22 protein-coding genes and 1 tRNA gene are annotated in these 24,651 nt (G+C 63.7%); 7 read left to right on the forward strand and 16 right to left on the reverse strand.

Going from position 1 to position 24,651, the window contains the following annotated elements; translation table 11 throughout:
- Positions 1-2: 2 nt before the first annotated feature.
- Positions 3-2,024: an excinuclease ABC subunit UvrB gene (gene uvrB, locus CIW53_RS06350; protein ID WP_149363839.1), complete on the reverse strand. Its 2,022-nt coding sequence runs from the start codon at positions 2,022-2,024 to the stop codon at positions 3-5.
- A gap of 219 nt (positions 2,025-2,243) precedes the next feature.
- Between uvrB and CIW53_RS06355 the strand changes: the two genes are divergently transcribed.
- Positions 2,244-2,738 carry a GspH/FimT family pseudopilin gene (locus tag CIW53_RS06355; RefSeq protein WP_149363840.1) on the forward strand — a complete coding sequence of 165 codons (495 nt, stop codon included), beginning with the start codon at positions 2,244-2,246 and terminating at the stop codon, positions 2,736-2,738.
- A gap of 52 nt (positions 2,739-2,790) precedes the next feature.
- On the opposite strand, the gene CIW53_RS06360 is transcribed toward CIW53_RS06355, so the two are convergent.
- From CIW53_RS06360 to grxD, 7 genes are all read right to left on the reverse strand, one after another.
- Positions 2,791-2,867: transfer RNA gene (locus CIW53_RS06360), tRNA-Asn, on the reverse strand.
- Positions 2,868-2,934: 67 nt separating this feature from the next.
- Positions 2,935-4,335: a nucleotide 5'-monophosphate nucleosidase PpnN gene (gene ppnN, locus CIW53_RS06365; RefSeq protein ID WP_149363841.1), complete on the reverse strand. Its 1,401-nt coding sequence runs from the start codon at positions 4,333-4,335 to the stop codon at positions 2,935-2,937.
- Between the two features lie 154 nt (positions 4,336-4,489).
- Positions 4,490-7,741 (reverse strand): TonB-dependent receptor, encoded by a 3,252-nt coding sequence (locus CIW53_RS06370; RefSeq protein WP_149363842.1) that lies wholly within the window; start codon positions 7,739-7,741, stop codon positions 4,490-4,492.
- A 375-nt stretch (positions 7,742-8,116) separates the two neighbouring features.
- Complete coding sequence (locus tag CIW53_RS06375; protein ID WP_149363843.1) at positions 8,117-9,829, reverse strand: lysophospholipid acyltransferase family protein; 1,713 nt, start codon at positions 9,827-9,829, stop codon at positions 8,117-8,119.
- A 97-nt stretch (positions 9,830-9,926) separates the two neighbouring features.
- Positions 9,927-10,526 carry a YhgN family NAAT transporter gene (locus tag CIW53_RS06380; RefSeq protein WP_149364178.1) on the reverse strand — a complete coding sequence of 200 codons (600 nt, stop codon included), beginning with the start codon at positions 10,524-10,526 and terminating at the stop codon, positions 9,927-9,929.
- 64 nt (positions 10,527-10,590) lie between these two features.
- On the reverse strand, positions 10,591-11,361 hold the full coding sequence (locus tag CIW53_RS06385) for an SDR family NAD(P)-dependent oxidoreductase (RefSeq protein WP_149363844.1): 771 nt from the start codon (positions 11,359-11,361) through the stop codon (positions 10,591-10,593).
- Positions 11,358-11,681 (reverse strand): Grx4 family monothiol glutaredoxin, encoded by a 324-nt coding sequence (gene grxD, locus CIW53_RS06390; protein ID WP_149364179.1) that lies wholly within the window; start codon positions 11,679-11,681, stop codon positions 11,358-11,360. Before grxD ends, CIW53_RS06385 begins: the two co-directional genes overlap by 4 nt.
- A 114-nt stretch (positions 11,682-11,795) precedes the next feature.
- Between grxD and CIW53_RS06395 the strand changes: the two genes are divergently transcribed.
- A complete protein-coding gene (locus CIW53_RS06395) occupies positions 11,796-12,374 on the forward strand; it encodes a Fe-Mn family superoxide dismutase (protein WP_149363845.1) in 579 nt (192 codons plus the stop codon).
- A 71-nt stretch (positions 12,375-12,445) separates the two neighbouring features.
- Here CIW53_RS06395 and CIW53_RS06400 read toward each other — a convergent pair whose 3' ends face one another.
- Positions 12,446-13,600 carry a 5-(carboxyamino)imidazole ribonucleotide synthase gene (locus tag CIW53_RS06400; protein ID WP_149363846.1) on the reverse strand — a complete coding sequence of 385 codons (1,155 nt, stop codon included), beginning with the start codon at positions 13,598-13,600 and terminating at the stop codon, positions 12,446-12,448.
- Positions 13,597-14,100, reverse strand: coding sequence for a 5-(carboxyamino)imidazole ribonucleotide mutase (purE, locus tag CIW53_RS06405; RefSeq protein ID WP_149363847.1), 504 nt, complete (start codon positions 14,098-14,100; stop codon positions 13,597-13,599). The genes CIW53_RS06400 and purE overlap by 4 nt, the downstream gene beginning before the upstream one ends.
- A gap of 68 nt (positions 14,101-14,168) precedes the next feature.
- On the opposite strand from purE, the gene CIW53_RS06410 reads away from it, so the two are divergent.
- The 4 genes from CIW53_RS06410 (at position 14,169) to CIW53_RS06425 (ending at position 18,174) form a co-directional block, all read left to right on the forward strand.
- On the forward strand, positions 14,169-14,438 hold the full coding sequence (locus CIW53_RS06410; protein ID WP_149363848.1) for a Trm112 family protein: 270 nt from the start codon (positions 14,169-14,171) through the stop codon (positions 14,436-14,438).
- 119 nt (positions 14,439-14,557) lie between these two features.
- Positions 14,558-16,870: a DUF1631 domain-containing protein gene (locus CIW53_RS06415; RefSeq protein ID WP_149363849.1), complete on the forward strand. Its 2,313-nt coding sequence runs from the start codon at positions 14,558-14,560 to the stop codon at positions 16,868-16,870.
- Positions 16,867-17,724 (forward strand): carboxylating nicotinate-nucleotide diphosphorylase, encoded by an 858-nt coding sequence (nadC, locus tag CIW53_RS06420; protein ID WP_149363850.1) that lies wholly within the window; start codon positions 16,867-16,869, stop codon positions 17,722-17,724. Before CIW53_RS06415 ends, nadC begins: the two co-directional genes overlap by 4 nt.
- A gap of 48 nt (positions 17,725-17,772) precedes the next feature.
- A complete protein-coding gene (locus CIW53_RS06425; protein WP_149363851.1) occupies positions 17,773-18,174 on the forward strand; it encodes a DUF3301 domain-containing protein in 402 nt (133 codons plus the stop codon).
- 90 nt (positions 18,175-18,264) lie between these two features.
- Here the strand turns inward: CIW53_RS06425 and CIW53_RS06430 are convergent, their stop codons facing one another.
- The 5 genes from CIW53_RS06430 to petA all read right to left on the reverse strand — a co-directional run bounded on the left by CIW53_RS06430 (position 18,265) and on the right by petA (position 22,078).
- Positions 18,265-18,720 (reverse strand): ClpXP protease specificity-enhancing factor, encoded by a 456-nt coding sequence (locus CIW53_RS06430; protein ID WP_149363852.1) that lies wholly within the window; start codon positions 18,718-18,720, stop codon positions 18,265-18,267.
- Positions 18,707-19,345, reverse strand: a complete 639-nt coding sequence (locus CIW53_RS06435; RefSeq protein WP_149363853.1) for a glutathione S-transferase N-terminal domain-containing protein — start codon at positions 19,343-19,345, stop codon at positions 18,707-18,709. The genes CIW53_RS06430 and CIW53_RS06435 overlap by 14 nt, the downstream gene beginning before the upstream one ends.
- A 72-nt stretch (positions 19,346-19,417) precedes the next feature.
- Positions 19,418-20,158, reverse strand: coding sequence for a cytochrome c1 (locus CIW53_RS06440; protein ID WP_149364180.1), 741 nt, complete (start codon positions 20,156-20,158; stop codon positions 19,418-19,420).
- 13 nt (positions 20,159-20,171) lie between these two features.
- Positions 20,172-21,473: a cytochrome bc complex cytochrome b subunit gene (locus CIW53_RS06445; RefSeq protein ID WP_149363854.1), complete on the reverse strand. Its 1,302-nt coding sequence runs from the start codon at positions 21,471-21,473 to the stop codon at positions 20,172-20,174.
- Positions 21,473-22,078: a ubiquinol-cytochrome c reductase iron-sulfur subunit gene (petA, locus tag CIW53_RS06450; protein WP_149363855.1), complete on the reverse strand. Its 606-nt coding sequence runs from the start codon at positions 22,076-22,078 to the stop codon at positions 21,473-21,475. The genes CIW53_RS06445 and petA overlap by 1 nt, the downstream gene beginning before the upstream one ends.
- 163 nt (positions 22,079-22,241) lie before the next feature.
- On the opposite strand from petA, the gene CIW53_RS06455 reads away from it, so the two are divergent.
- Positions 22,242-23,420 (forward strand): trypsin-like peptidase domain-containing protein, encoded by a 1,179-nt coding sequence (locus CIW53_RS06455; RefSeq protein ID WP_149363856.1) that lies wholly within the window; start codon positions 22,242-22,244, stop codon positions 23,418-23,420.
- Positions 23,421-23,456: 36 nt separating this feature from the next.
- On the opposite strand, the gene CIW53_RS06460 is transcribed toward CIW53_RS06455, so the two are convergent.
- Positions 23,457-24,542, reverse strand: a complete 1,086-nt coding sequence (locus CIW53_RS06460) for a lytic transglycosylase domain-containing protein (protein ID WP_343192173.1) — start codon at positions 24,540-24,542, stop codon at positions 23,457-23,459.
- Between the last annotated feature and the right edge of the window lie 109 nt (positions 24,543-24,651).

Here is a 24,651-nt window from a genome sequence, read left to right on the forward strand (position 1 = left end):
CTTCATCGCAGTGCCTGCTCGCGCAACTGATGGATCTGGTCGCGGAGTCGGGCAGCGTCCTCGAACTCCAGATTTTGCGCGTGTTTGTACATCTGCGCTTCGAGCTTCTTCAGCATCCCGGCCGCCTGCTGCGAGTTCAGCCCGGCGTAATCCGGAGCGTGTTCGGCGACGGCCGCGCGGCTGCGCGACGACTTGCTGCCGCGACGATTGCCCGCCTCGCTGCGCGCACCTTCCATGATGTCGGCGATGCGTCGCACGATGGTGGTCGGCACGATGCCCTGCTGTTCGTTCCACGCCAGCTGCTTTTCGCGACGGCGGCCGGTTTCGTCCATTGCGGCCTGCATCGAGCGGGTGACGTTGTCGGCGTACAGGATCGCCTTGCCGCGCACGTTGCGGGCGGCGCGGCCGATGGTCTGGATCAGCGAGCCGGTGGAGCGCAGGAAGCCTTCCTTGTCGGCGTCCAGGATCGCCACCAGCGAGACCTCGGGCATGTCCAGGCCCTCGCGCAGCAGGTTGATGCCGACCAGCACGTCGAACTCGCCCAGGCGCAGGTCACGGATGATCTCGCTGCGCTCGACCGTCTCGATGTCCGAGTGCAGGTAGCGCACTTTCACGTCGTGCTCGGACAGGTATTCGGTGAGGTTTTCGGCCATGCGCTTGGTGAGCGTGGTGACCAATACGCGGTCGCCGATCGCCACCCGCTTGTGCACCTCGCTGAGCAGGTCGTCGACCTGGGTACGTACCGGCCGCACTTCCACCTCCGGATCGACCAGGCCGGTCGGGCGCACCACCAGCTCGGTCACCGCGTCACCGGATTTCTGCAATTCGTAATCGCGCGGCGTGGCCGAGACGTAGATCGCGCGCGGCACGCGCTCTTCCCACTCCTCGAAACGCAGCGGCCGGTTGTCCATCGCCGACGGCAGCCGGAAGCCGAACTCGACCAGGGTTTCCTTGCGCGAGCGGTCGCCTTTGTACATAGCGCCGAGCTGCGGCACGGTGACGTGCGATTCGTCGACCACCAGCATGCCATCGGCCGGCAGGTAGTCGAACAGGGTCGGCGGCGGTTCGCCCGGCGCGCGCCGGGTCAGGTGGCGCGAGTAGTTCTCGATACCCTGGCAGTAACCGACCTCGGCCATCATCTCCAGGTCGAAGCGGGTGCGCTGCTCCAGCCGCTGTGCCTCGACCAGCTTGTTTTCCTTGTACAGATATTCCAGCCGGTCCTTCAGCTCGACCTTGATCGTCTCGATCGCGTTGAGCACGCTCTCGCGGGTGCTGGCGTAGTGCGTGCGGGGATAGACCGTATAGCGCTGCACCTTGCGGACCGTTTCGCCGGTGAGCGGGTCGAACAGCGCCATCTTTTCCACTTCGCCATCGAACAGCTCGATGCGCAGCGCCTCGGTTTCCGACTCGGCCGGGAACACGTCGACGATCTCGCCGCGTACGCGATAGGTGCCGCGGCGCAACTCGGTCTCGTTGCGGGTGTACTGCAGCTCGGTCAGCTGGTGGATCAGCTTGCGCTGGTCGATGCGTTCGCCGGTAGCCAGGATCAGTCGCAGCGACAGGTAATCCTCGGGATTGCCCAGGCCGTAGATCGCCGATACCGTGGCCACGATGATCGAATCCCGCCGCGACAGCAGCGCCTTGGTCGCCGACAGCCGCATCTGCTCGATGTGCTCGTTGATCGAAGCGTCCTTCTCGATGAAGGTGTCCGACGCCACCACGTAGGCTTCCGGCTGGTAATAGTCGTAATAGCTGACGAAGTACTCCACCGCGTTGTGCGGGAAGAATTCCCTGAACTCGCCGTACAACTGCGCCGCCAGCGTCTTGTTCGGCGCCATCACGATGGTCGGCCGCTGCACCCGCTCGATCACGTTGGCGATGGTGTAGGTCTTGCCCGAGCCGGTCACGCCCAACAGGGTCTGCGCGGCCAGGCCGGCTTCGAAACCGGTAGCCAGTTGCTCGATCGCGAGCGGCTGATCGCCAGCAGGCTGATAGGGGGCGGCGAGTTGAAAGCGGTCAGTCATCGGCTACACATGTGGGCGCGGAAGCCCAGTTTAAATCGGGCCTGCTGACAGTCTGCGTCAGCAGACGCCGACATTCAGCTTGCCGTCGAACCACTGTCCACGACATGCCTGCGCTCTAGCATGAATGTCCCGCACACCGCAGGAAGCGACGTCGTGACGAGTTCGAGGATTTTCACCCCTGCCTCCAGACAGCACGGGACGAGCCTGATCGAACAGATCATGGTTCTCGCCATCGTCGCGGTGCTGGGCAGCATCGCCGCACCGTCCCTGGGTCACTTGCTGACCCGCAACCAGATGCAGGTCGCGCAGACGGATTTCATCGCGGCGCTGCAACACTCGCGCGAAGCCGCCGTCAATACCGACCAGCACACCGTGTTCTGTCCCAGCCTCGACGGCAGCACTTGTTCTGGCGGCACGCACTGGGAGTACGGGTGGCTGCTCGGCAGCGATGCCGACCACGACAATCAGCCCGATGCGGGCTCGCTGTACACGGGCGGTGGGTATCGGGGGAAATTGACCATACAAAGCAGCGCTGGCCGGCATTTCGTGCGATTCCTCGCCACCGGCAGCGCCAGCGGAAGCAACCTGACCCTGCTGTTCTGCCAGGCATCCGGTACCGAGCCTGCGCTCGTCGTGGTGGTGTCGAATTCTGGACGAATCCGTGGGGGCCACGCCAGCGCGAAACAAGCCGAAAACTGCCCGACCAAAGCCTGAAGAAAGTCCAGACAACAAAAAGCCGGCAGTCTGCCGGCTTCCTGAAGAGTGTTGGCGCCCGAAGCTGGACTCGAACCAGCGACCCCCTGATTAACAGTCAAGTGCTCTAACCAGCTGAGCTATTCGGGCGTGAGCTGCGTAGTTTGTCGACGCTGCGGCGAGCTGTCAAGCCATGGCGGGCAGATGACTGCGCACGTCAGCCGGTCAGCACCCGATAGCATGGCACGTACGCCGCGCCACCCGGCAGTTTCATCCGATGCTGCTCGACGAATGCCTGCAGCAGCTTGTCCAGCGCACGCATGATGTCCGCGTCGCCGTCGATGTCGAACGGGCCGTGTTGCTCGATCGCCTGCACACCCTCCTCCTTCACGTTGCCGGCGACGATGCCGGAAAATGCCCGACGCAAGTCCGCCGCCAGCTCATGCCGCGGGCGATCATGCCGGATCTGGAGCGCGCGCATGGCCTCATGGGTGGGCCGGAACGGCAACTGGAACTCCAGCGGGATCTGCAATGCCCAGTTGAAGAAGAATGCGTCCCTGGTGTCGAGCCGGTTGTGGCGCACCTTGTCGAGACCCTTGATCATCAGTCGCGCTACCGCTGCGGGATCGTCCACGACAATCTGGTAGTGCTGCGCCACCTCGTCGCCCAGGCTCAGCCGCAGGAAACGGTCGATTTGCTCAAAGTACGCTGCCGATTCGCGCGGACCGGTGAAGACCAGCGGAAACGGCGTGCCGGCGTTGTCCGGATGCAGCAGGATGCCGAGCAGGTAGAGGATTTCTTCTGCCGTGCCGACGCCGCCGGGAAACACGATGATGCCGTGGCCAAGGCGCACGAACGCCTCGAGCCGCTTCTCGATGTCCGGCATGATCACCAGGTGGTTGACGATCGGATTCGGCGATTCGGCGGCGATGATGCCCGGCTCGGTGATGCCGATGTAGCGATTGTGCCGACGCCGCTGCTTGGCATGCGCGATGGTCGCGCCCTTCATCGGCCCTTTCATCGCGCCCGGGCCGCAACCGGTACAGATGTCCAGCCCGCGCAGGCCGAGCTGATAGCCGACCAATTTGGTGTATTCGTATTCGTCGCGCGAGATCGAATGCCCACCCCAGCACACGACCAGGTTGGGATCGACATGCGGTTTCAGGATGCGTGCATTGCGCAGGATCTCGAACACGCCCTGGGTCAGCCCTGCCGAACCGTCCAGATTGAATCCGACCTGTTCCAGCTGGGTCGACACGTAGACGATATCGCGCACTACCGCCACCAGCAGCTCGTTGATGCCGCGGATGATCTGGCCGTCGACAAAGGCCTGCGCCGGCGCGTTCGACAGCTCGATCTTCATGCCGCGATCCTGCTGCAGCACCTGGATGTCGAAATCCGGATATTGCTCGAGGATTGCCCGTGGATCGTCGCTGATGCTGCCCGAGGTCAACACCGCCAGCGCGCAGCGGCGCAACAGCACATGCAGGCCCGAATCGCTGGCGCCGCGCAGACGCGCCACCTCGTTGCGGGAAAGAACATCGAGCCCGCCGATCGGCGAGATCCGCGCACTCGTCGTGGCGACCGCTCCGGCCGCAGCGTCATGTGTATCATTCATTTGAGTAGTACTCCTTGCCGCTTCTTCGCGGATCGAGCGCCTGCTCCGAGCGAGGCAGACCGCGTAGCTTCCCGCGCCGGTCGGACACGGTCAAGCACGCACAAAAAACCGGCGCCCTTGCGGACGCCGGTCGGATGTTGACCCGCCGAGGGAATCAGAAGGTGTAACGAAGCGTCAGCATGGCCGACCAACGCGAAACAACACGCGTCGGGTTCTGACCGGACTCGTAGACGCCGATCGGAGTCGCCTGGTAATTGCCACTCTTGTCCGTCGGCAATTTGTAGACGTACTGACCATCCACGACACCGTTGTATCCGACGAGGTTGCGCGTCTGGTACTGCACATACGGGACGCTGCCCCAGTCCTTGTTCAACAGGTTCAGGAAGTTGTAGACGTCCAGACGAAGCTCGCCTTTGTTGCCCTTGAACAAACCAGGCACTTCCTGCACAAAGCTCATGTCGAGCTCGTTCGCCCAAGGAAGATGGCTGCCATTCCGGCCCGCAATCTGGCCACGATGGGAGTTCAGGTACTTGTCGTGCGAGATGTAATCCTGGAACTGCTGAACCACCGCCGCGGAGGTTTTGCCGTAGCTGACCTTCGAATCGTTCAAGGTCGGGATATACGCCAGGTCGTAATAGGAGATGCCATCGCCGTTGGCATCACCGCTGAATACCCAGCTGTACGGCAGCCCGTCATGGCCGACATACAACGCCGAGATCTGCGTGTTGTAGTTGCCGAAGAAGTGATGCTGCCAGGTCAGCGAGATCTTCAGGCTGCGCGGAATGTTGTAGGCCGACGTGGCCACGTCATTCGTGTTCGGATTGACCCGCGGCACATACTGGTAGTTCGAGAATGCCTGCGAGCTGCCGCCGGAATTGACCTCGGTCGAATGGCTCAGCGTAAAGCTGGCGTTGCCGAAGAAGCTCTCGGAGAACGGCTTTTTCAGCGACAATGTAAAGCTGTCGGCCTTGCCCTTGTTCGTGTTGGTCAGCAGCGTGGATGCGGTCGAGAAGGCCGGATTGGCTCCGTTGTTGGGTCCCTTGGTCGCGCCAGGCTTGACCCAGTACTGCTCGCGACCGTCAGGCAGGAGGCCCGATGGCGTGCCCAGGTTGATGGCCTTGTACAGAATGCCATCACGTACCTGGATGTGTTGATACTCGGCCGATGCAACCATGCCCCACCACGGCAACTCGCGATCAAACGCCAGGGTCGCCTTCCACACGGTGGGAAGACGGAAATCCTTCGAGATCGTGTCAACCGGCCCTGCTACGGCGCAACCCGGAGAGTTGTCGATGTTCTGATTGTGCGGGTCAGGACTGAAGTCCGGCGTCGCATCGCAATGAGAACCGTAGCCATATTTGTAGTCGACAATGGTCAGGCCATTGTTCTGATACGGATTGGTCATCCACACGGTCGGCGGAGACGTCTGGAAGAGGCCCACGCCCCCACGCAACTGCATCATCCGATCGGAGTCGAAATTGTAGTTGAACGAAAGACGCGGCTCGACGACGCGATTGCTGGCACCCACCGAGTAATTGTTCGGGTATCCGAATGCGGTCTGCGCCGCCGCATTGTACGGAGGCTTGTGATCGGCATAAGGAATGTCGACGCGAACGCCATACTCGACCGACAGGTTGTTGTTGACCTGCCAGGTGTCTTGCAGAAACGGGCTGTACTGGCGATACGTCCACTTGGCGGCGATGTCGCCGATGGAGAGTCCGGCAGCCGGCTGGTAAAGCTCGTAACTGTCGTAATTGCCCTTGCCATTCCTGAAATCGTCGATGCTGTCGAACACGTAGTTGCCGAATTCGGTACGGCCAAACAGGTTGTAGATTTGGTCCTGCTCGAACGCCAGGCCACCCTTGATGGTGTGGTCGCCAGCGTAATACGTCCCGGCAAAGAAGGCCGTCCAGCGTTTGGTGTTGATCTGGTTGTAATGGCGATACTGGTCTTCACCCAGATTTACCGACGGGCTGCTGAAGCTCGTCGTATGCACCTGGATCGCTGGCTGATCCTGGTTGCCGCCAGCTGCCTGGGAGAACTGCTGCAGGCCGACCTTGGTCTCGGTGGAGAAGTTGTCGGTCCAGTCATCGAACAGATGGATCACGGTGTTCTCTGTCAGGCTGTTGGTGTTGTACCAAAAGCTGCTCAGACCGACCGACGAATTGCCGTTTCCGTTGACCTTGGGGTACGACTCCTTGGTGCGCTGGTACGTGAGGCTGGCGCGATGGTTGTTGGAGATATTCCAGTCCAGCTTGGCCAGATAGCGATCATCGGTCAGGCTGGTGGTGCCGCCGGCGACGGTACCCGGGACAAGACCATACTGGTTGATCGCGATATCGCGGATCTGCTCGATATCTCCAGGGGAGATGGCATTGCTGGTGGACGGACCATCGCCGAGAGTCGGGTCGTACGCGACATTGGACGACGAGCCCACCGCCGTGGTTTTCTGCTTTTCGGCCGACACAAAGAAGAACAACTTGTCCTTCAGGATAGGCCCACCAAGCGTCGCGCCCTTGGTGGAGTCGACGCCGTAGCCCTTGTAGGAATAATTGGGATTGCTACTGTCCAGATAGCCGGCATCACCCACCAGATGGCTGGCGTTGCGATAGGCGTAATAGACCGATCCGTGAAATTCGTTCGTACCGGACTTCGTCACCGCGTTGATGTTGGCGCCCACGCTGTCCGAGGTGGTGTCGAAGTTCGCGGTGGAGATGTTGTACTCGGCGATGGTATCCGGAGAGATCGGCGACCCCTGGTACGGCAGGCCGTTGGCGTTGAGGCCAAACGGGTCGCCCTGTGAAACACCATCCACGCTGATGTTGTTGTAGCGAGTGTTCTGGCCGTTGGCCGAGATCGCACCCGACCCCTGATCGGTCACGGTGATGCGCGGATCGAGGCGAGCGATATCCGAAATGGAACGATCAGCCTGCGGGGTGGCCTGCAACTCCTTCTGCGACACATTGGTCGACAGGCCCTTGTTGTCAGGCGAGAAGGTCTGCGCCAGCGCGCTGGCTGAAACGGTCACGGCCTGCAGATTCTTCGCGTTCTGCACGCTCGGGCCACCCATGGACAGATTGATTGCGGCCGTTTGCGCCAGCTGCAGATAGACATTGTCCTTTTCGCCCTGGGTCAAGCCGGCTTTGGATGCCGTCACGTCGAACGGGCCGCCCACGCGCAAGCCCTGGGCCGAATAGCGGCCATCCGCATCGGTGGTGGCGATCTTGATGGTGCCCGATGGCTCGTGCACGATCTGCACGGTGGCGCCGGCAACCGGTTGGCCGCTGGCATCGAGCACGCGACCACTGATCGACGAGGAGGTGTCCTGCGCCATGGCGGGTACCGCGGCTGCCAGCAACGAGGCAATGGCAAACGGCAGGAGTTTGGCGCGAATTCGGCTATTCATTCTTGATCGATCCTCAGGCTCGCAACGGAAATTTGCGTTTCGGGATACAAACGCGACCTTGCCCCTTGCACGCCAGGTGCAACGGCAGATCCACGATTGATGCCCCTGGTTGTTGACTGTCCCGAATGCACCGACGTGGATTCAGAACACTTCAGCTAGCCGGACCTTCCCGCCCGCCAGCTGATTGTTAAACGGATTTTAACGGCATTGTATGACACTTTTGTAACGTTGACACGTCATCTGCTCGCCTGATCCATCCCTCTTGCCTGGCTCAGAACTGTTTCAAATCAAGCACCTGGACTGATTCAGCAAAGTTGCGTCCGCCTCCGAACGCTCTGGCGACGACGGCGGCGACAAGGGTCGGCGCGCAAGGAATCAGCCCGATTTACCCAGGTAGCGCGCACGCTTGCCCGGCTTCAGGTTCGCCAGATCCAGCATCACCAGGCCATCCACGCAGCCGGAAAACCCGGGATCCTCGCCGAAGTCGAGAAACTGCACGCCGGCGGGTTCGACCAGGTCCACATACTGGCGATACAGCACCGGCAAGCTGACGCCGAGCGCGTCCAGGTGATGCTTCAACTTGCCCATGCCGGCGGCAGCGTCGAGGTCGCCCAGCGCCAGCCGAACCCCCTCGACGACTTCAGGCGAAACCACGAACGGTTGCCGTGCGGCGGCCAGCCCGGGAACGCCGAAGTAATGCTGGTGCGCCGCGGCGATCCATTCGCGCGCTTCGCGCGGCAGGCTCACCGACATGCTGACCGGACCGAATACATAGCGCAGTTCCGGATGGCGCTGCAGGTACAGGCCGATGCCTTGCCACAGTTGATCGAGTGCGCGTGAACGCCAGTACGCCGGCGCCACGAAACTGCGCCCCAGTTCCATACCCTGGGTGAGTCTGGATTCGAGCGCAGGCGAATAATCGAACAGGCTGGCGCTGTACAAGCCTGCCATGCCGCTCTCGGCGATCAAGCGGCCACCGTGGCCGAAACGATACGAGCCGACGATGCGCAGCGCCTTCGGATCCCACAGCACCAGATGTTCGTAATGCGGGTCGTAGGCATCAAGGTCGCGTCGCGCCCCCGTACCCTCGCCGACCTTGCGGAAGGTCAACTCGCGCAACCGCCCGATTTCGCGCATGACCGTACTGTCTGCTGCGCCCTTGAAGAGCCAGGCCTGCTTGCCCTCGGCCAGGTCGGCCAGCTTCTCGGAGCGGATCAGTTCCGCCGCCACCTGCTCGACCGGCTCCGGAAGCGCGAGCGGCGCCTGTCCACCGAAGATCAGCCCGCGATGGCGGCCGACCCGATAGACATGACGACGCATCAGTTTGGTGGCTTGTTTCGTCGATGCACCGCTGCGTTGTTCCAGTTCCTCGGCACTGACCAACGCACCGATGCTGAAACCGATCTGCCGCCTTCCAGGCGCCACCGCCTCGCGCGGCAGCATCGCGGTGCTCAGCGGCTTGGCCAGCATCGACAATCCGTAGAACATCGCCGAGTTGCGCGCCGCGACGTGCACCGGCAACACCGGCGCCTTGCTGCGCAACGACAGCCTTGCGAAACCATCGGACCACTGGCCGTCGCGCACGCCGCCGGCGCGCACGCGCGAAACCTCGCCGGCCGGGAACATGATCAGCGCCTCGCCGTTGTCCAGCGCGCGGTAGATGCCACGCAGGCGCGAGGCCGCGCCCTTGCCGAACACGTCGACCGGCAGCATCAACTCGTCCAGTTGCGGAATCACCGCCAGCCAGTCGTTGCCGAGAAAACGCACATCGCGGCGCACCGAGCCGATCAGCTGCAACAGCGCGAGCGCGTCCTGCATGCCCAGCGGATGGTTGGCCACCACCAGCAGCGGACCATCGACAGGGATGTGCTCGCGCTCGCGCGGATTGACGTGATAGCTGGTGCCGAGCACCTCCAGCACGCGCTCGACGAAATCGAAGCCTCCGGCGGTGCCGACGCGCCCCAGTACGCGATTGAATCCGTCCTCGTCAGCCAGCCGTCCGAGTACGCCCGCCATAGGGCGGCGGATACGCGGATGTTGCGCCAGCCAGGGCAGGCGTTCGACAAGGGACCGTTCGATACTCAGCATGGCAACGACCTCGAATTCCCCCCATCCTGATGGTGAATTATGACAGCTGGGCGGTCGTCACGATGATCCTCCGTAGTCGTTCGATGCGGCCAGCGCGTCAAACGTTCAGGTGCAGGAACGATGCCACGCCGGCCATGAACATCTGCACCGACAGCGCGATCAGCAGCATGCCCATTACGCGTTCCAGCGCCGTCAACACGCTCTCGCCGAGCCAGCGGAACAGGTAGGTCGCACTGAGCAGGATCAACGAAGTGGCGAGCCACGCCAGCAGCAATGCGATCACCCAGTCGGCGGTGCGCCCGGGTTGGGTATTCGTGAGCAGCAACAGCGCGGCCATCGCCGAAGGACCGGCCACGCCGGGAATCGCCATCGGCACGATGAAAGGCTCTCCCTCGCCGGACTTGCCGAAGATGCCGCCGCCATCGGCCGGCGGAAATACCATGCGGATGCCGATCAGGAACAGCACGATGCCGCCGGCGATGCTGATCGAATCGGGCTTGAGCTGAAGCAGCTTGAGGATGTGCTGGCCACCGAACAGGAATGCCAGCAGCACGCCCAGCGCGATCAGCAACTCGCGCACCATCACGCGGCGGCGGCGCTTCGGCGGCACGTCCTTCAGCAGACTCAGGAAGAACGGGATGTTGCCCAGCGGATCCATGATCAGAAACAACATGATCCCCGCCGACAACGTGGTCATCTGCGTTTCCATCTCAACTCCATTTCATGGCGATCATCGCCTCGATGCCAGCCGATGCGCCGGTTCAGCCGGCCCGCAGATCCAGTATGGCGCCGCGTGCCGGCGAGCCCTGCGCGCTGAGCAGGTACACCGCCGCCGCTGCGGCCGCATCCGGCGGTGAACGCTGCATGAGGTCTTCGCCGAAATAAGCCAGTTGCCGCAACGCCGTGCGCATCGGCGCCGGCAGCATGGCATGAACACGCAGCGTGCTGGCGTCGGTCTCCTCGTGCAGGATCGCCACGAATCGCTCCAGCGCCGCCTTCGACACGCCGTAGCCGCCCCAGTGCGCACGTTGCAGCAAGGCCGGGTCGTCCAGCACGAACACCACCGCGCTGTCGCCGGCCTGGGTCAGCAGCGGCAGGCAGGCCTGGGTCAACGCGAACGGCGCCGACACATTCACGTGCATGGCACGCAGCCACGCGTCGGGCTTGTGCATGGTGATCGGCGTCAATCCGGAAAAGCTGACGGCCGCGTGGACGATGCCATCGAGTCGGCCGAAGTCCCGCTCCAGTCCTTCGGCCAACGCGGTGTACTCGCGCGGCGTGGCCACTTCCATGTCCAGCGGATGGATCACCGGCGCGGACAGACCCTCGGCGAGCATCGCGTCGTACAACTGTTCCAGCTGGCGCTTGCGCTTGCCCGTGATCACCACCGTGGCCCCTGCGCGCGAGGCCGCCCGCGCCACCGCGCCACCCAGCCCGCCATAGGCGCCGGTCACCAGCACCACGCGATCGACCAGGCTGTCGGCGGCTGGTTCCCAGCCGGCGGGCAAGCGGGCAAGCGGCAACGTCGTCAAGGCGCCACCCCGGCCACGTCGCTGGCCATGCGCGACAGTTCACCGACGGATTTCAGCTCCTCGACGATGTCGCAACCGCCGATCAACTCGCCCTGTATGAACAGCTGAGGAAACGTCGGCCAGTTGGCGAAGTGCGGCAGCGCCGCGCGTATCTGCGGATCGGCCAGAACGTTGACGGCGTGGAACGTCGCACCGGCATCGGTCAACGCGCCGGCGGCACGGCCGGAAAAGCCGCACATCGGAAATTCCGGCGTGCCCTTCATGAAAAGCACGATGGGATGCTCGGCCAGAATCGTCTTGATTCGCTCGTTGATGTCCATAGCTCGGTGATTCATCTTTACAATGCAGGCAGACCGGTATTGTATCAGTCCGTCGTCGGCTGCCATCCGCCGCACCGACCTTTTCTCCCCCAGCCACCGCTAAGGAGCCTCATCATGGCGATCGAACTTCCCCCGCTTCCGTACGAAAAGAGTGCACTGGAACCGCACATCTCGGCCGAAACGCTGGAGTTTCACTACGGCAAGCATCATCAGGCCTACGTGACCAATCTCAACAAGCTGATCGAAGGCACGGAGTTTGCCGATGCCCCGCTCGAGGACATCATCCGGAAGTCTTCCGGCGGCATGTTCAACAATGCCGCGCAGGTCTGGAACCACACGTTCTACTGGAACTCGATGAGCCCCAAGGGTGGCGGCGAACCCAGCGGCAAGCTGGCCGATGCGATCACCAAGGCGTTCGGCTCGTTCGACAAGTTCAAGGACGAATTCAGCAAGTCCGCCGCCGGCAACTTCGGCTCCGGCTGGACCTGGCTGGTGCAGCGCCCGGACGGCTCGCTCGGCATCGTCAACACCTCGAACGCAGCTACTCCGATCACCGGCAGCGACAAGCCACTGTTCACCACCGACGTGTGGGAGCATGCCTATTACATCGATTACCGCAACGCCCGCCCGAAATACGTGGAAGCGTTCTGGAACCTGGTGAACTGGGAATTTGCGGCCAGCAACCTGGCCTGATTCATCTCGGTTGAAACAGGAAAAACGGAGCCATTGCGGCTCCGTTTTTCATGGCGGGGTCGGGCACCGATTCAACCGAGCGCCTGCAGCACTGGCGCAACCTGCGTTTCGCGCCCGAGTGCATCCCCCACCGTGGCCAATCGCGCGGCGAGTTCCCCCACATCCGATGCGCACACCGTGGCATGGCCGACCTTGCGACCCGGCCGTGCCTGCTTGCCGTAGTCATGCCAGTGAGCATCGATTGCCTGCAGTACCGGAGATGCATCGGGCAGATCGCCGATCCAGTTGAACATCGCCGACATGCCGCGCGCACCGGTATCGCCCAGGGGCAAGCCGAGCACGGCGCGCACGTGGTTCTCGAACTGGCTGGTGTGCGCGCCTTCGATCGTCCAGTGACCGGAATTGTGCACGCGTGGAGCCATCTCGTTGCCGAGCAGCTTACCGTCCTTGACGAACAGCTCAAGCGCGAACACTCCGACGTAGTCCAGTCGCTCGGCAAGGGTGCGGGCCAGTTCGGCGGCGCGCTGCTGCAGCTGCTCGATATCTGGCGCCGGCGCCAGGCTCATCGACAGCACGCCGTCGACGTGCCAGTTGCGGGTCAGCGGCCAGATGCGGAAATCACCGTCGCGACCGCGCACGGCGATCACCGACAGCTCGCGTTCGAAAGGCACGAACGCCTCCATGATCAAGCCATGTTTCGACGCCTGTGCGCCAAGCGCAGCCCATGCCGCATCCGCATCCGCCAATCCACGCAGCCGAAACTGGCCCTTGCCGTCATAGCCGAGCCGGCGCGTCTTGAGGATCGCCGGCGCGCCGACCGTGGCCAGCGCCAGATCCAGTTGCTCGCGCGTATCCACCGTCATGAAGTCCGGAGTGGGCAAACCACATTCGCGAAACAGGGTCTTCTCGGCCAGTCGGTCCTGCGCCACCGCCAGCGCCTGCGGTGCCGGATATACCGCAACGCGCCCGGCCAGCCAGTGTGCCGTTTCGGCCGGTACGTTCTCGAAGTCGAAGGTCACCACATCGACCCGCGCGGCGAAAGCCTCCAGCGCGGCGTAGTCGGTCCAGTCGGCCACCACCAGCGGGGCGACCTGCCCTGCGCAGGCGTCGGCAGAGCTGTCCACCACCAGCGTGTTCACGCCCAGGGGGACCGCCGCCAGCGCAAGCATGCGCGCCAATTGTCCACCGCCAAGAACGCCCAACACGGGTTGCCGGCGCGCACTCACGGGCGTGGATCCGGTTGGTCAAGTACGGACCGGGTCTGCTGCGCACGCCAGTTGTCCAGTGCATCCGCCAGCGCGGCATCCTGCAGGGCCAACACCGCGACCGCCAGCAAACCGGCATTGACGGCGCCGGCGCGGCCGATCGCCAGCGTGCCGACCGGGACGCCTGCCGGCATCTGCGCGATCGAAAGCAGCGAATCCATCCCGTTCAGTGCCTTCGACTGCACCGGTACGCCAAATACCGGCAAGCGGGTCTTGGCCGCCAGCATGCCGGGCAAATGCGCGGCGCCGCCAGCGCCGGCGATGATCACCTGGATACCGCGTCCGACCGCCTCCTCGGCATAGCTGAACAGCAGGTCCGGTGTGCGATGGGCAGACACCACCTGCACCTCGTGCGGCACCCCGAGTTCGGTCAATACACTGGCCGCGTGCTGCATGGTGTCCCAATCCGAACGCGAGCCCATCACGACGCCAACGCGCGGTGGCCTGGTTGTTCCTGTCATGGCTGGACCGTCCAAAAACGGCTATTGTACGGGCTTTCCCGAACGCGGCACACCCAAAAAAAGCCATCATGGACAAGCGTCTACTCGATATCCTGTGCTGCCCCGTCAGCAAAACTCCGGTGCGCCCACTGGGCAAGCACGAACTCGACGTACTGAACACGGCCATCGCCGGTGGCAAGGTCGACACGGTTGCCGGGGTTTCGGTGAGCGAGCGGATCGACGAAGCCCTGATCACCACCGACGGCAAATTGATCTACCGGATCGAGGACGGCATCCCGGTCATGCTCCCCGAGGAAGGCATCGGAACCCTGCAACTGACCGACTTTCCGGCGGCGTAAGCCGCTGCGGCGCCCCCTGGCCACGGACGAATGACACGGATACCCGCTTTGGCTTATCGTTGCCGTCTGCGTGGTCCATTCCGGATTCCCCCGCGCATCGCATTATGCAAGGTGCGGCGATGAACGAAACCAGCGATTCACCCAGGGTCGTCAACTTGAGTCAGCGGCTGGATCCCGCCAGCGAGCGAGTCGGCGGGCTCTTGAATGCCGTGCGCAGCATTGCGGGCAAGCGGTTGCAGCAGTGGATCGGCAACACGTTCGAACACGTCGACGATGCGCTGTTCGACCTGGCCGAGAAGGCCGAGAACAACGCCGCCCAGATGCATTACTTCGATGGCATGCGCGAGGTGCGCAAGCGCCGCCCCACGGTGGAGCGCAACTTCCTGGGGGCGATCAGCCGCGACCTCGGCGAACTGGCTCATGCCCCGCAGCAGCAGGCTGTCCCGGCAACCGCGCCATCGCCATCGGGCGGCGTCGAGCTTTCGCTGGTCGCCGACAACGAACTGGAAGAATCCCTGGCAATCACCAGCATGATCGGCAAGAACGAGTCACGGCTGTCGCGTGACCTGTTTGCGGTCAACCAACGGTTGTCGGTGATCTGCGGCGGACACAAGATCGATGACGCCAGCAACCCGGTCGCACCGGCGATACTGTCGCAGGCTTTCCGGCAGGCCATGAACGAGCTCAGCGCTGACATGCGCGTCAAGCTGATCATCTACAAGCTGTTCGATCGCTACGTGCTGTCATCCCTGGAAGAACTCTATCAGGACATCAATACCGAACTGGTTCGCGCCGGCGTGCTGCCACAGCTGCGGCACGAAATACGGCGCGGCAAGGACGCGAAAGGTACCGACTTCGCGGAGCAGGCGGCAGCCGCTGCCGCTGTCGCTGTCGCTGCGACCCAGGTTGAAGCAGGCGATATCCCGAACGACCTGCTGCAGACCCTGCACGCTTTGTTCAGTGCGCGCCGTGGCCCCTCGGCGGGCGCCGGCCGGGCAGGCGAGGGCCTGCATGCGGGTTCGCGCGGCCCGTCGCCCTCGGCCAACGAACTGCTCGGCGCACTCAGCGTGCTGCAAAGCCAGATCTCCAGTGCCGGGCCATTGTTGCCTGCGCAGGCAGACGATGCCGACGACCTGCGGCGCGAAGTCCTGCAGCTGAAGGGACAACTACTGAGCCAGATCGGCGCGCTGCGCGGCGAACGCCCGAGTCATGTGGCCACCATCGACGAGGACACGATCGACCTGGTCGGCATGCTGTTCGAGTTCATCCTTGAAGACCGCAACCTGCCCGCCCAGATGCAGGTATTGCTGGCGCGATTGCAGATCCCCTACCTCAAGGTGGCCATCCTCGACCGCAAGCTGTTCGCGCATCGCCAGCACCCCGCGCGCCGGCTGCTGGACGGCTTGGCCGAACAGGCCAAGAGCTGGTCCGAAGAATCCGATCGCGATCACCGCCTGCTTGAGAAAGTGAAGTCGATCGTCGATCAACTGCTGCACGATTTCGACGACGACCTGGACATCTTCGATCGCCTGCTGGTCGACCTGCAGCAATTCCAGGACATCAACAAGCGGCGCTCCGAGCTGGCCGAGCAGCGCGTGGCCGAATCCACTCGCGGTCGCGAGAAGCTCGAACAGGCGCGCCGCCGGGCCGCCCGCGAAATCCTCGACCGCATTGGTGATCAAAAATTGCCGCCGCTGGCACACGGCGTGCTCGCACGGGCCTGGGCGAACCATCTGGTGCTGACCCTGCTGCGACAGGGCGAGACCTCGCCCGAATTCAGGAACGCACTGCGTTTCATCGACGAGTTCATCGCCAGCACCCGTCCGGTGCGCAATGCCGAAGATCGCCAGCTGCTGAACTCCATGCGTCCCGGCATCGAGCGGGCGCTGCGCCTCGGGCTGGCCAATGTTGCGTTCCAGGAGCAGGACATCGAGCGACTGCTGAGCCAGTTGCGGACCTTCTATCGGCAGCAGCTCGGCGAAACCCTCGACGAAAACGAGGCCTCCGTTGTCGAGGAGGATGCCTCCATGCTGGCGATACCCGACAGCATCCAGCCGATCGTCGACAGCGAGGCTGACGACAGCACGGAGCCCGATGCCGTCACACTGTCGCCGGACAGCTCCGAATGGCTTCAGGTGCAGGCGCTGCAGCCCGGCACGTGGCTGGAGTTCAGCCTGACCGAGGACAATCTGACTCGCGCCAAATTGTCCTGGATCAGCCCCATGAGCGGGCGTTACCTGTTCGTCAACCGGCGTGGCCTGAAGGTGGCTGATTATTCGCCGCAGGATCTGGCCATTCTGCTCGCCGACGGTCAGGCGCGCGTGCTCGCTGCCAACGCCCTGTTCGATCGTGCGATGACCGCCATCGTCGACAAGCTGAGCCAGCCCGACACGACGCCGACAGCCACGAACACAGGCGCCGACGCCGAATGACCCAGGCTCCATCGTTTGCGCTGCCGGATGCCGCGCAGATCACCCAGGATGTCGAACGCGCCATCGCCGAAGACCTCGGCACGGGCGATGCCACCGCCGGTCTGTTGCCGGCCGACGGCCGGGCGCACGCCGAGCTGACCTGCCGGGATAATGCGGTGATTGCCGGCACGGCGTGGTTCGACGCCTGCTTTCGCCTGCTCGATCCCGCCGTTCAGATCGACTGGCGTGTCGGCGACGGCGACCGTACCGAGGCCGGCATGGTGATCTGTCGCCTGTCCGGTCACGCCCGTTCGCTGGTCACTGCGGAACGCCCCGCATTGAACTTCCTGCAGTTGCTGTCCGCCACGGCCACGCTGACCGCTGCCTACGTCGCTGCTGTCGCCGGTACCAACGTGCGCGTGCTGGATACCCGCAAGACCATTCCCGGGCTGCGTCTGGCGCAGAAGTACGCGGTGCGCTGCGGCGGTGGTCACAATCAGCGCATGGGGCTGTACGACGCCATCCTGATCAAGGAAAACCACATCATCGCTGCCGGCAGCATTGCTGCCGCGGTGCAGGCGGCACGGCAACAGCAGCCCGACCTGCTGCTCGAGGTCGAAGTGGAGAATCTCGACGAGCTGGCGCAGGCACTAGGGGCCGGTGCTGACCGGATCATGCTGGACAACTTCGAGCCGGCACAGATGATCGAGGCAGTACGCCGCAGTGCCGGCCGCGTGCCGCTGGAGGCATCCGGCAACGTCGACCTGCATACGATCGGAGAAGTTGCCCGCACCGGCGTCGACTTCATTTCGGTCGGCGCCTTGACCAAGCACGTGCATGCAGTCGACCTGTCGCTACGACTGCAACTGGACTGAGCTCGGCCAAACTTGCGCCTGGCCGGTCACGCCCACACACTGCAGGTGATGAGCGACCTTTCCAACCTGTTGCTGCTGCTGGTGCTTGGCGCCATCGTCGGGCTCTGGCTGAAACTGAGCGTGGCCCGCGAGCGCGCCGTGCAGGAGGCGCGGCGACAATGCGCGCAACATGGCTTGCAGCTACTGGATGAAACCGTCGGCCTGCGCGGCTTGCGCCTGCGTCGGGTCAACGGTTTGCGCATGATCGAACGTGGCTACGGCTTCGAGGTCAGCATCGACGGCCATGACCGCGCACCCGGGCGCCTGTGGATGATCGGCAACGCGCTCACCAGCGTGAGCCTGCCGACGATCGAATATCTGCCGCCCGGCGAAGCGGTTGCCGCCACATTGCCGGCGCCGGCCAGCAATGTCGTGCCGCTGCACCCGCGTCGGGACGACCGTTTGCACTGAACCGGGGCCTGGGGGCCTGGGCGGTAGAGAACCCCGCAGGCTCCGAACAACACCGTTCCGCACGCCTGGTCGAAACCGACGCTGCGACGGCTACTTGACCACCCGCAAATGAGGCGCGCCACGCTTCGGCTTGTCGCCACCCTCGTCGGCGCCCGGTGGCGTGGGTTCATCCACGGGATCCGGGCTGGACGGCGGCGGCGTGTCGCCACCCTCCTCGTCGACCGGAAACATCATGCCCTGCCCGTTTTCCTGCGCGTACAGGGCCAATACCGCCTGTACCGGTATATGAATGGCCTGGCTGGCGCCCGAAAAGCGCGCCTGGAAACTGATCCATTCGTTGCCCAGGTCGAGATTCGCCACTGCCCGCATCGCCAGGTTGAGCACGACCTGACCGTTCTTGATCACCTGCGGCGGCACCCGGACGCCTTCGAAGCCGGCATCCACGAGCACATAAGGCGTCAGGTTGTTGTCGCTGATCCAGTCGTAGATCGCCCGCAACAGGTAGGGGCGATTGGAACTCATCGGCGTGGTTTCATTCTTGCTCATGGAGTTGCCGCATTGCGTTTTCCTGCTCGGTCATGCTGCGCGCAAAACCCTGACTATGGAACAGGCGTTCGCCGTAGTCGAGGATCGCCTTGCCTTCGCGGCCCAGTTCCACGCCCAGCCAAGGCAGTCGCCAGATCACGGGCGCCACCAGGCAATCAACCAGGCTCATCTCCGGGTTGAGAAAGAACCTGGCCGCCTTGAACAGCGGCAGCGTGGACAGCAGTTTCTCACGCAGACGCTTGCGCGCCGCATCCGCCGGCCGGCCACCGGCGCGGATCTTGTCCACCTCCGTGAGCCAATCCTTCTCGATACGCACCGCCGCAACCCGCAAGCGTGCACGTGACTGCGGGTCGATCGGCATCAGCGGCGGGTGAGGATAACGCTCATCGAGATATTCGCAGACCACCGAGGCATCGAACACGGTGAGATCGCGATCGACCAGAGTCGGCGTGCTGACATAGGGATTGAGATCGATCAGGTCTTCCGGCGGATGAGCCGGATCCACCAGTACCCGTTCGTAGCTGACACCCTTGGCGGCGAGTACCAGCCGTGCGCGATGACACTGGATGTCATCGGCCGTGGTGTAGAGCGTCAGTACGGCACGCGAGCGAGCGCTTTGGACCATGCGCGATTCCTCATCGGTGAGACGACTGCGGCGGCTCGTGGCCGCCGCAGTCGGATGATGACGCCACCCGGCTCAGTGGACGTCCTTCCAGTATTCCTTCTTGAGCATGGCGGCAAGCAGGGTAAAGAACGCCAGGAACAGCAGCACCCAGATGCCATAGTGATGGCGCTCGAGCGCGGCCGGCTCGGAGGCGTATTCCAGGAAGTTGGTCAGATCGCGCGTCGCCTGCTGGAACTGGGCTGGCGTCAACTTGCCCGGCTGCGACAACACCAGCTTCTCCACCGCCGGATCCTCACCAACCTTGGCCGGCTTCATCTGTGCCGTCTGCAGGCCCTGCAACTCCCACAATGGAAACGGCATCGCCGCGTTCGGCAACACGGTGTTGTTCCAGCCGATCGGGCTGTGCGGATCGAGATAGAACGAATTGAGGTAGGTGTAGACCCAGTCGGCAGTCTTCGCGCTCACCTCCAGCGACAGATCCGGAGGAGCCTTGCCGAACCATTTGGTGGCCAACTCCGCCGGCATGTGCGAGATCACCGGGTCATCGAACCTGGCGCCGGTGAAGTTCAGGTTCTGCATCACCTCCTGTTCGGACAGGCCAAGGTCCTGGGCAATGCGCGAATAGCGCATGTACTTCAGCGAGTGGCAGCCGACGCAGTAGTTGAAGAACAGCCTGGCACCGCGCTGCAGCGAGGCCTGGTCCTGCACGTTGGTGCCGGCGTGGAGCAGCCCGCCGCCTTCTGCGGCATTCGCCGACACGCTGCCGACGATCAGACTGAACGCCAACGCCACCGGGAAGATGTATCGCTTCATTAGCAGCTGCCGCTTAGTCATGCGTCGTCACCCGTTCCGGAACCGGCTTGGTCTTCTCCCAGCCGAAGTGTGTGTAGGCCCAAAGGAATGCGAAGAAGCCGAAATAGATCAGGGTCATCAGGCGACCGAACGCGTTTTCGTACGTCGTGAGGTCGACGTTGCCGAACCACTCCGGGATCACCTCGGCCGTGATGCCCGCGCCGACCGCACCGAGGCCGAAGAACGACAGCACGAACAGGCCCAGCGCCACCTTGTAGCCGGTGCCGCGATAGCGGATCGACTTGACCTTGCCGCGGTCGAACCACGGCAGCAGGAACAGCACGGCGATGGCCCCGAACATCGCCAGCACGCCCCACACGGCGGTCCCGGCAAACGACGGGATCATGCGCACGATCGCGTAGAACGGGGTGAAGTACCACACCGGCTTGATTTCCGCCGGAGTGACCAGGTTGTTGGCCATGATCGAGTTGTCATGCTCCAGGAACCAGCCACCGAAGGTCGGCGCGAAGAAGATGATGAACGCAGCGATCAGCAGGAAGAAACCCACGCCAACCAGGTCCTTCACCGTGTAGTACGGATGGAACGGAATGCCATCGCTTGGCTTCAGCGCATCCCAGCGGTTGCCCTTCGGGCCCTTCTTGATTTCCACGCCGTCGGGGTTGTTCGAACCCACTTCGTGCAACGCGGCAATGTGCAGCACGACCAGTAGCAGCAGCACGATCGGCAGGGCGATGACGTGCAGTGCGAAGAAGCGGTTGAGCGTGGCGTCGGCAGGCAGGAAATCGCCCATGATCCATTCCACCAGCGTGCTGCCGATGACCGGAATGGTGCCGAACAACGACACGATCACCTTGGCGCCCCAGAACGACATGTTGCCCCACGGCAGCACGTAGCCCATGAAGGCCTCGGCCATCAGCACCAGGAAGATCAGCATGCCGAGCAGCCACACCAGCTCGCGCGGGCGCTTGTACGAGCCGTACATGATGCCGCGGAACATGTGCAGGAACACAACCACGAAGAACAGCGAGGCACCGGTGGAGTGCATGTAGCGGATCAGCCAGCCCCACTCCACGTCGCGCATGATGTACTGCACCGAGTCGAACGCACCTGCCGCGCTCGGGTTGTAGTTCATGGTGAGGAAGATGCCGGTGACGATCTGGTTGACCAGCACCAGCAGCGCCAGCGAACCGAAGTAGTACCAGAGGTTGAAGTTCTTCGGCGCGTAGTACTCGGTCATGTGCGCGCGGTACATCGGCATCATGCCGGGTGCGCGTTCGGTGACCCAGTCGCCGATATTCGTGAATACGTTGGCCATCAGCCAGCCTCCTTCGGATCCACGCCAATCTGGATGGTGGTGTCGTCAACGAAGTGATATGGCGGCACTTCGAGGTTTTTCGGTGCCGGCACGCCACTGAAAACACGACCGGCAAGGTCGTAGCGCGAGTGGTGGCAGGGGCAATAGAAACCGCCCTTCCAGTTCGGATCGAATGGCTCGGGCTTGATCTCCGGCACGAAGTTGGGCACGCAGCCCAGATGCGTGCAGATGCCCACGACCACCAGCCATTCCGGCTTGATCGAACGCGCCTCGTTCTGCGCATATTTCGGCTGCTGTCCGGCCGACGCGCCGTTGGACTTGGGATCCACCAGGCGCGAGTCCACCTCGGGCAGCGTGGCCAGTTGCGCCGGCGTGCGGTTGACCACGAACACCGGCAGGCTGCGCCACGACACGGCCAGCATCTGGCCCGCCTCGATCTTGGCCAGCGATTGGGTGACCGGAGCGCCAGCGGCCTTGGCGCGCGCGCTGGGTTCCCACGACTTGATGAAGGGCACAGCTGCCGACACGATTCCGATGCCACCAACCACCGCGGTGGTTGCTGTAAGGAAACGGCGGCGGCCGTGATCGACGACTTCGTTCGCCATCAGGCTCTCCGGTACTTGCAATGTCATGTCTGTGGTGGGGTTTGGGACCCCGCAAAAATCGCGTTAGTGTAGCGTCAGGCCCTGCCCCGTACAATAAACCGGATCATGGCGAGCCATTCGCCGCAGCATTCGCCACGAGATCGCCAGGACGCCTCCTTTCGACATGAAACACGCCGCTGGCACGCTTCTCTTCATCGCCCGCTTCGCCGTCCTCGGCCTGGCGATGGCTTTCGTCATCGGCATATTCTGGCCTGGAAGCGGCGAACGGCTACGCACACGATTCGGGCTGACGCAGCCGGCAGCGGTGCCGATCAGCCAGCCCCACGTCGGCAACGGCCCGGTTTCCTACGCGGACGCGGTAGCTGCCGCCGCGCCATCGGTGGTCAATATCTACGCCAACCGGATCGTCACCGAACAAGCCATCCAGATGTACAACAACCCGGTGTTGCAGCAACTGTTCGGTGGCCAGCCGACGACCTACCGGCACCGCGAGCAGACGCTTGGCTCGGGTGTGATCGTCAGCGCGCAGGGCCAGGGCTATGTGCTGACCAACAACCACGTGATCGCCCACGCCACCGACATCCAGGTGCTGCTGTACGACGGGCGCATCGCCAAGGCAACCCTCGTCGGCGCGGACGAAGAGTCCGACCTGGCGGTACTGAAGATCGACGCCAGCAACCTGCCGGTGATCCATATGGCCACCCGGCAGCCCTTGCGCCCCGGCGACGTGGTGCTGGCGATCGGCAACCCGCTGGGACTCAACCAGACCGTCACCATGGGCATCGTCAGTGCGATCGGCCGGCAGCTGAGCAGCTCCAGTGCCGAGGCTTTCATCCAGACCGACGCAGCCATCAATCTCGGCAATTCAGGTGGCGCCCTGGTCAATGCCGAGGGCGAGCTGGTCGGTATCAACACGCTGCTGATCGGCAAGGCGGCCGGCGCCGAAGGGATCGGTTTTGCCATCCCGATCGCCACCGCCAGAAAAGTGCTCGATCAGATCATCGCCACCGGCCACGTGGTGCGCGGCTGGATCGGCGCCGATTACGCCTTCGTTCCGGTGGCTGCCAACAGTGGCCTGCCGGCGGCCGCCCGTGGCGCCCAGGTGACCGTGGTCTATCCCGGCGGCCCGGCGGCGCTGGCAGGCATCCAGCCACGCGACATCCTGCTGCGCATCGGCAACGACGACATCCTCGACCCGGCCGATCTGCGCCGGCGCGAGGCCGCGCTCAAGCCCGGCAGCAAGGTGGAGGTTTCCGGCTTGCGCAACGGCAGCCCGTTCCATGTCGAACTCACCCTGGCGCAACGACCGACGATGAGTGCCGGCAACGCGTCGGATGACTGAGTAGCCCGCGCAGGCACCGCCGGAATCCGGCGCAGATCAACCCGGCCCGCGTGAGGCCAGCGGCGGATGGATCGCCTCGCCATAGCGCTTGCGCAAGGTGGCGACGCGCTCCACGTACACCTGCGTTTCGGCGTACGGCGGCACACCCTTGTAACGTTGCACGGCGCCGGGGCCGGCATTGTAGGCAGCCGCCGCGAGCCGCTCGCTGCCGCTGAAATCGTGCAGCAACACGCTCAGATAACGCGCCCCGCCACGAATGTTCTGGTCGGAGTTGAATGCATCCAGCACGCCCATGTCGCTGGCGGTGCCGGGCATCAACTGCATCAGGCCCTGTGCCCCCTTGAGCGACAACGCACGGGGATTGAACGCGCTCTCGGCATGGATGATCGCGCGCAAGAACGCCTCGTCGACGCCGTACTCGATACTGGCGGCACGGATCGCATCGGCGTACGCGGTGAGGTTGAGCGGCACGCTGCCCCAACGAATCGTCGAATGCAGGTTGCACGCGACGCAGGTCGCGATATAACTGAACAGCATGGTGACCGCCGGGCTCTTGCTCCCGCTTGGACGCAAGTTGGTGTACTCCACCGTGCCGTCTTTCTGCACGATGCGATAGACCGCTCCGCGCAGCACGCGATCGGCGGCCGTGCTCGCTGTCGCGAACGACGCGGTATCGCGCTTCGACTCGTGGTATTGCCATTGGCCCGGCGTACCGGGATTGCCTTTCGGAAGCCCCGCGCTGGTCTCGACGGACCCGTGGACGGTGGCGAGGGAGGCGCGCTGTACCCGCGCATCACCGATCGGGCGTGCGCTGCTTGCGACCGAACCCAGCACTCGCGCCAGGGACGTCGGCTCGACCCCGTCGGCCGCGAGGTTGCGCGCACTGGTCACCACCGAACCGGTCACGCCGTTCAACGCAGCGCGGGGCAGCGCGGCGCGACGCGGCGTTTTCGGTGCGGTGTCGTAGGCATGGATCGCGTGGCAGCCGTGATAACCGGCCCGACTGCTGCTGAATACCGTTTCACCGCTGGAACCCGTGCATCGATACAACGCGCCGGCCTGAGCCGTCGATCCCCACAGCAGCGCACAGCCCAGCGCGACCCATGGCAGGATCGTACGCAACGGGAAGCCCACCGCAAGCCGATCGGCGCTTCCCCCGTGTTTCGCGACGTCGAACATGGAACCCAGTGTGCCGCCACGCGCTGCCCACGCCAAGTGCGCAGGTGGCGGT

Origin of the sequence: Rhodanobacter sp. T12-5, from assembly GCF_008329435.1 — a bacterium.
Lineage (GTDB): Bacteria > Pseudomonadota > Gammaproteobacteria > Xanthomonadales > Rhodanobacteraceae > Rhodanobacter.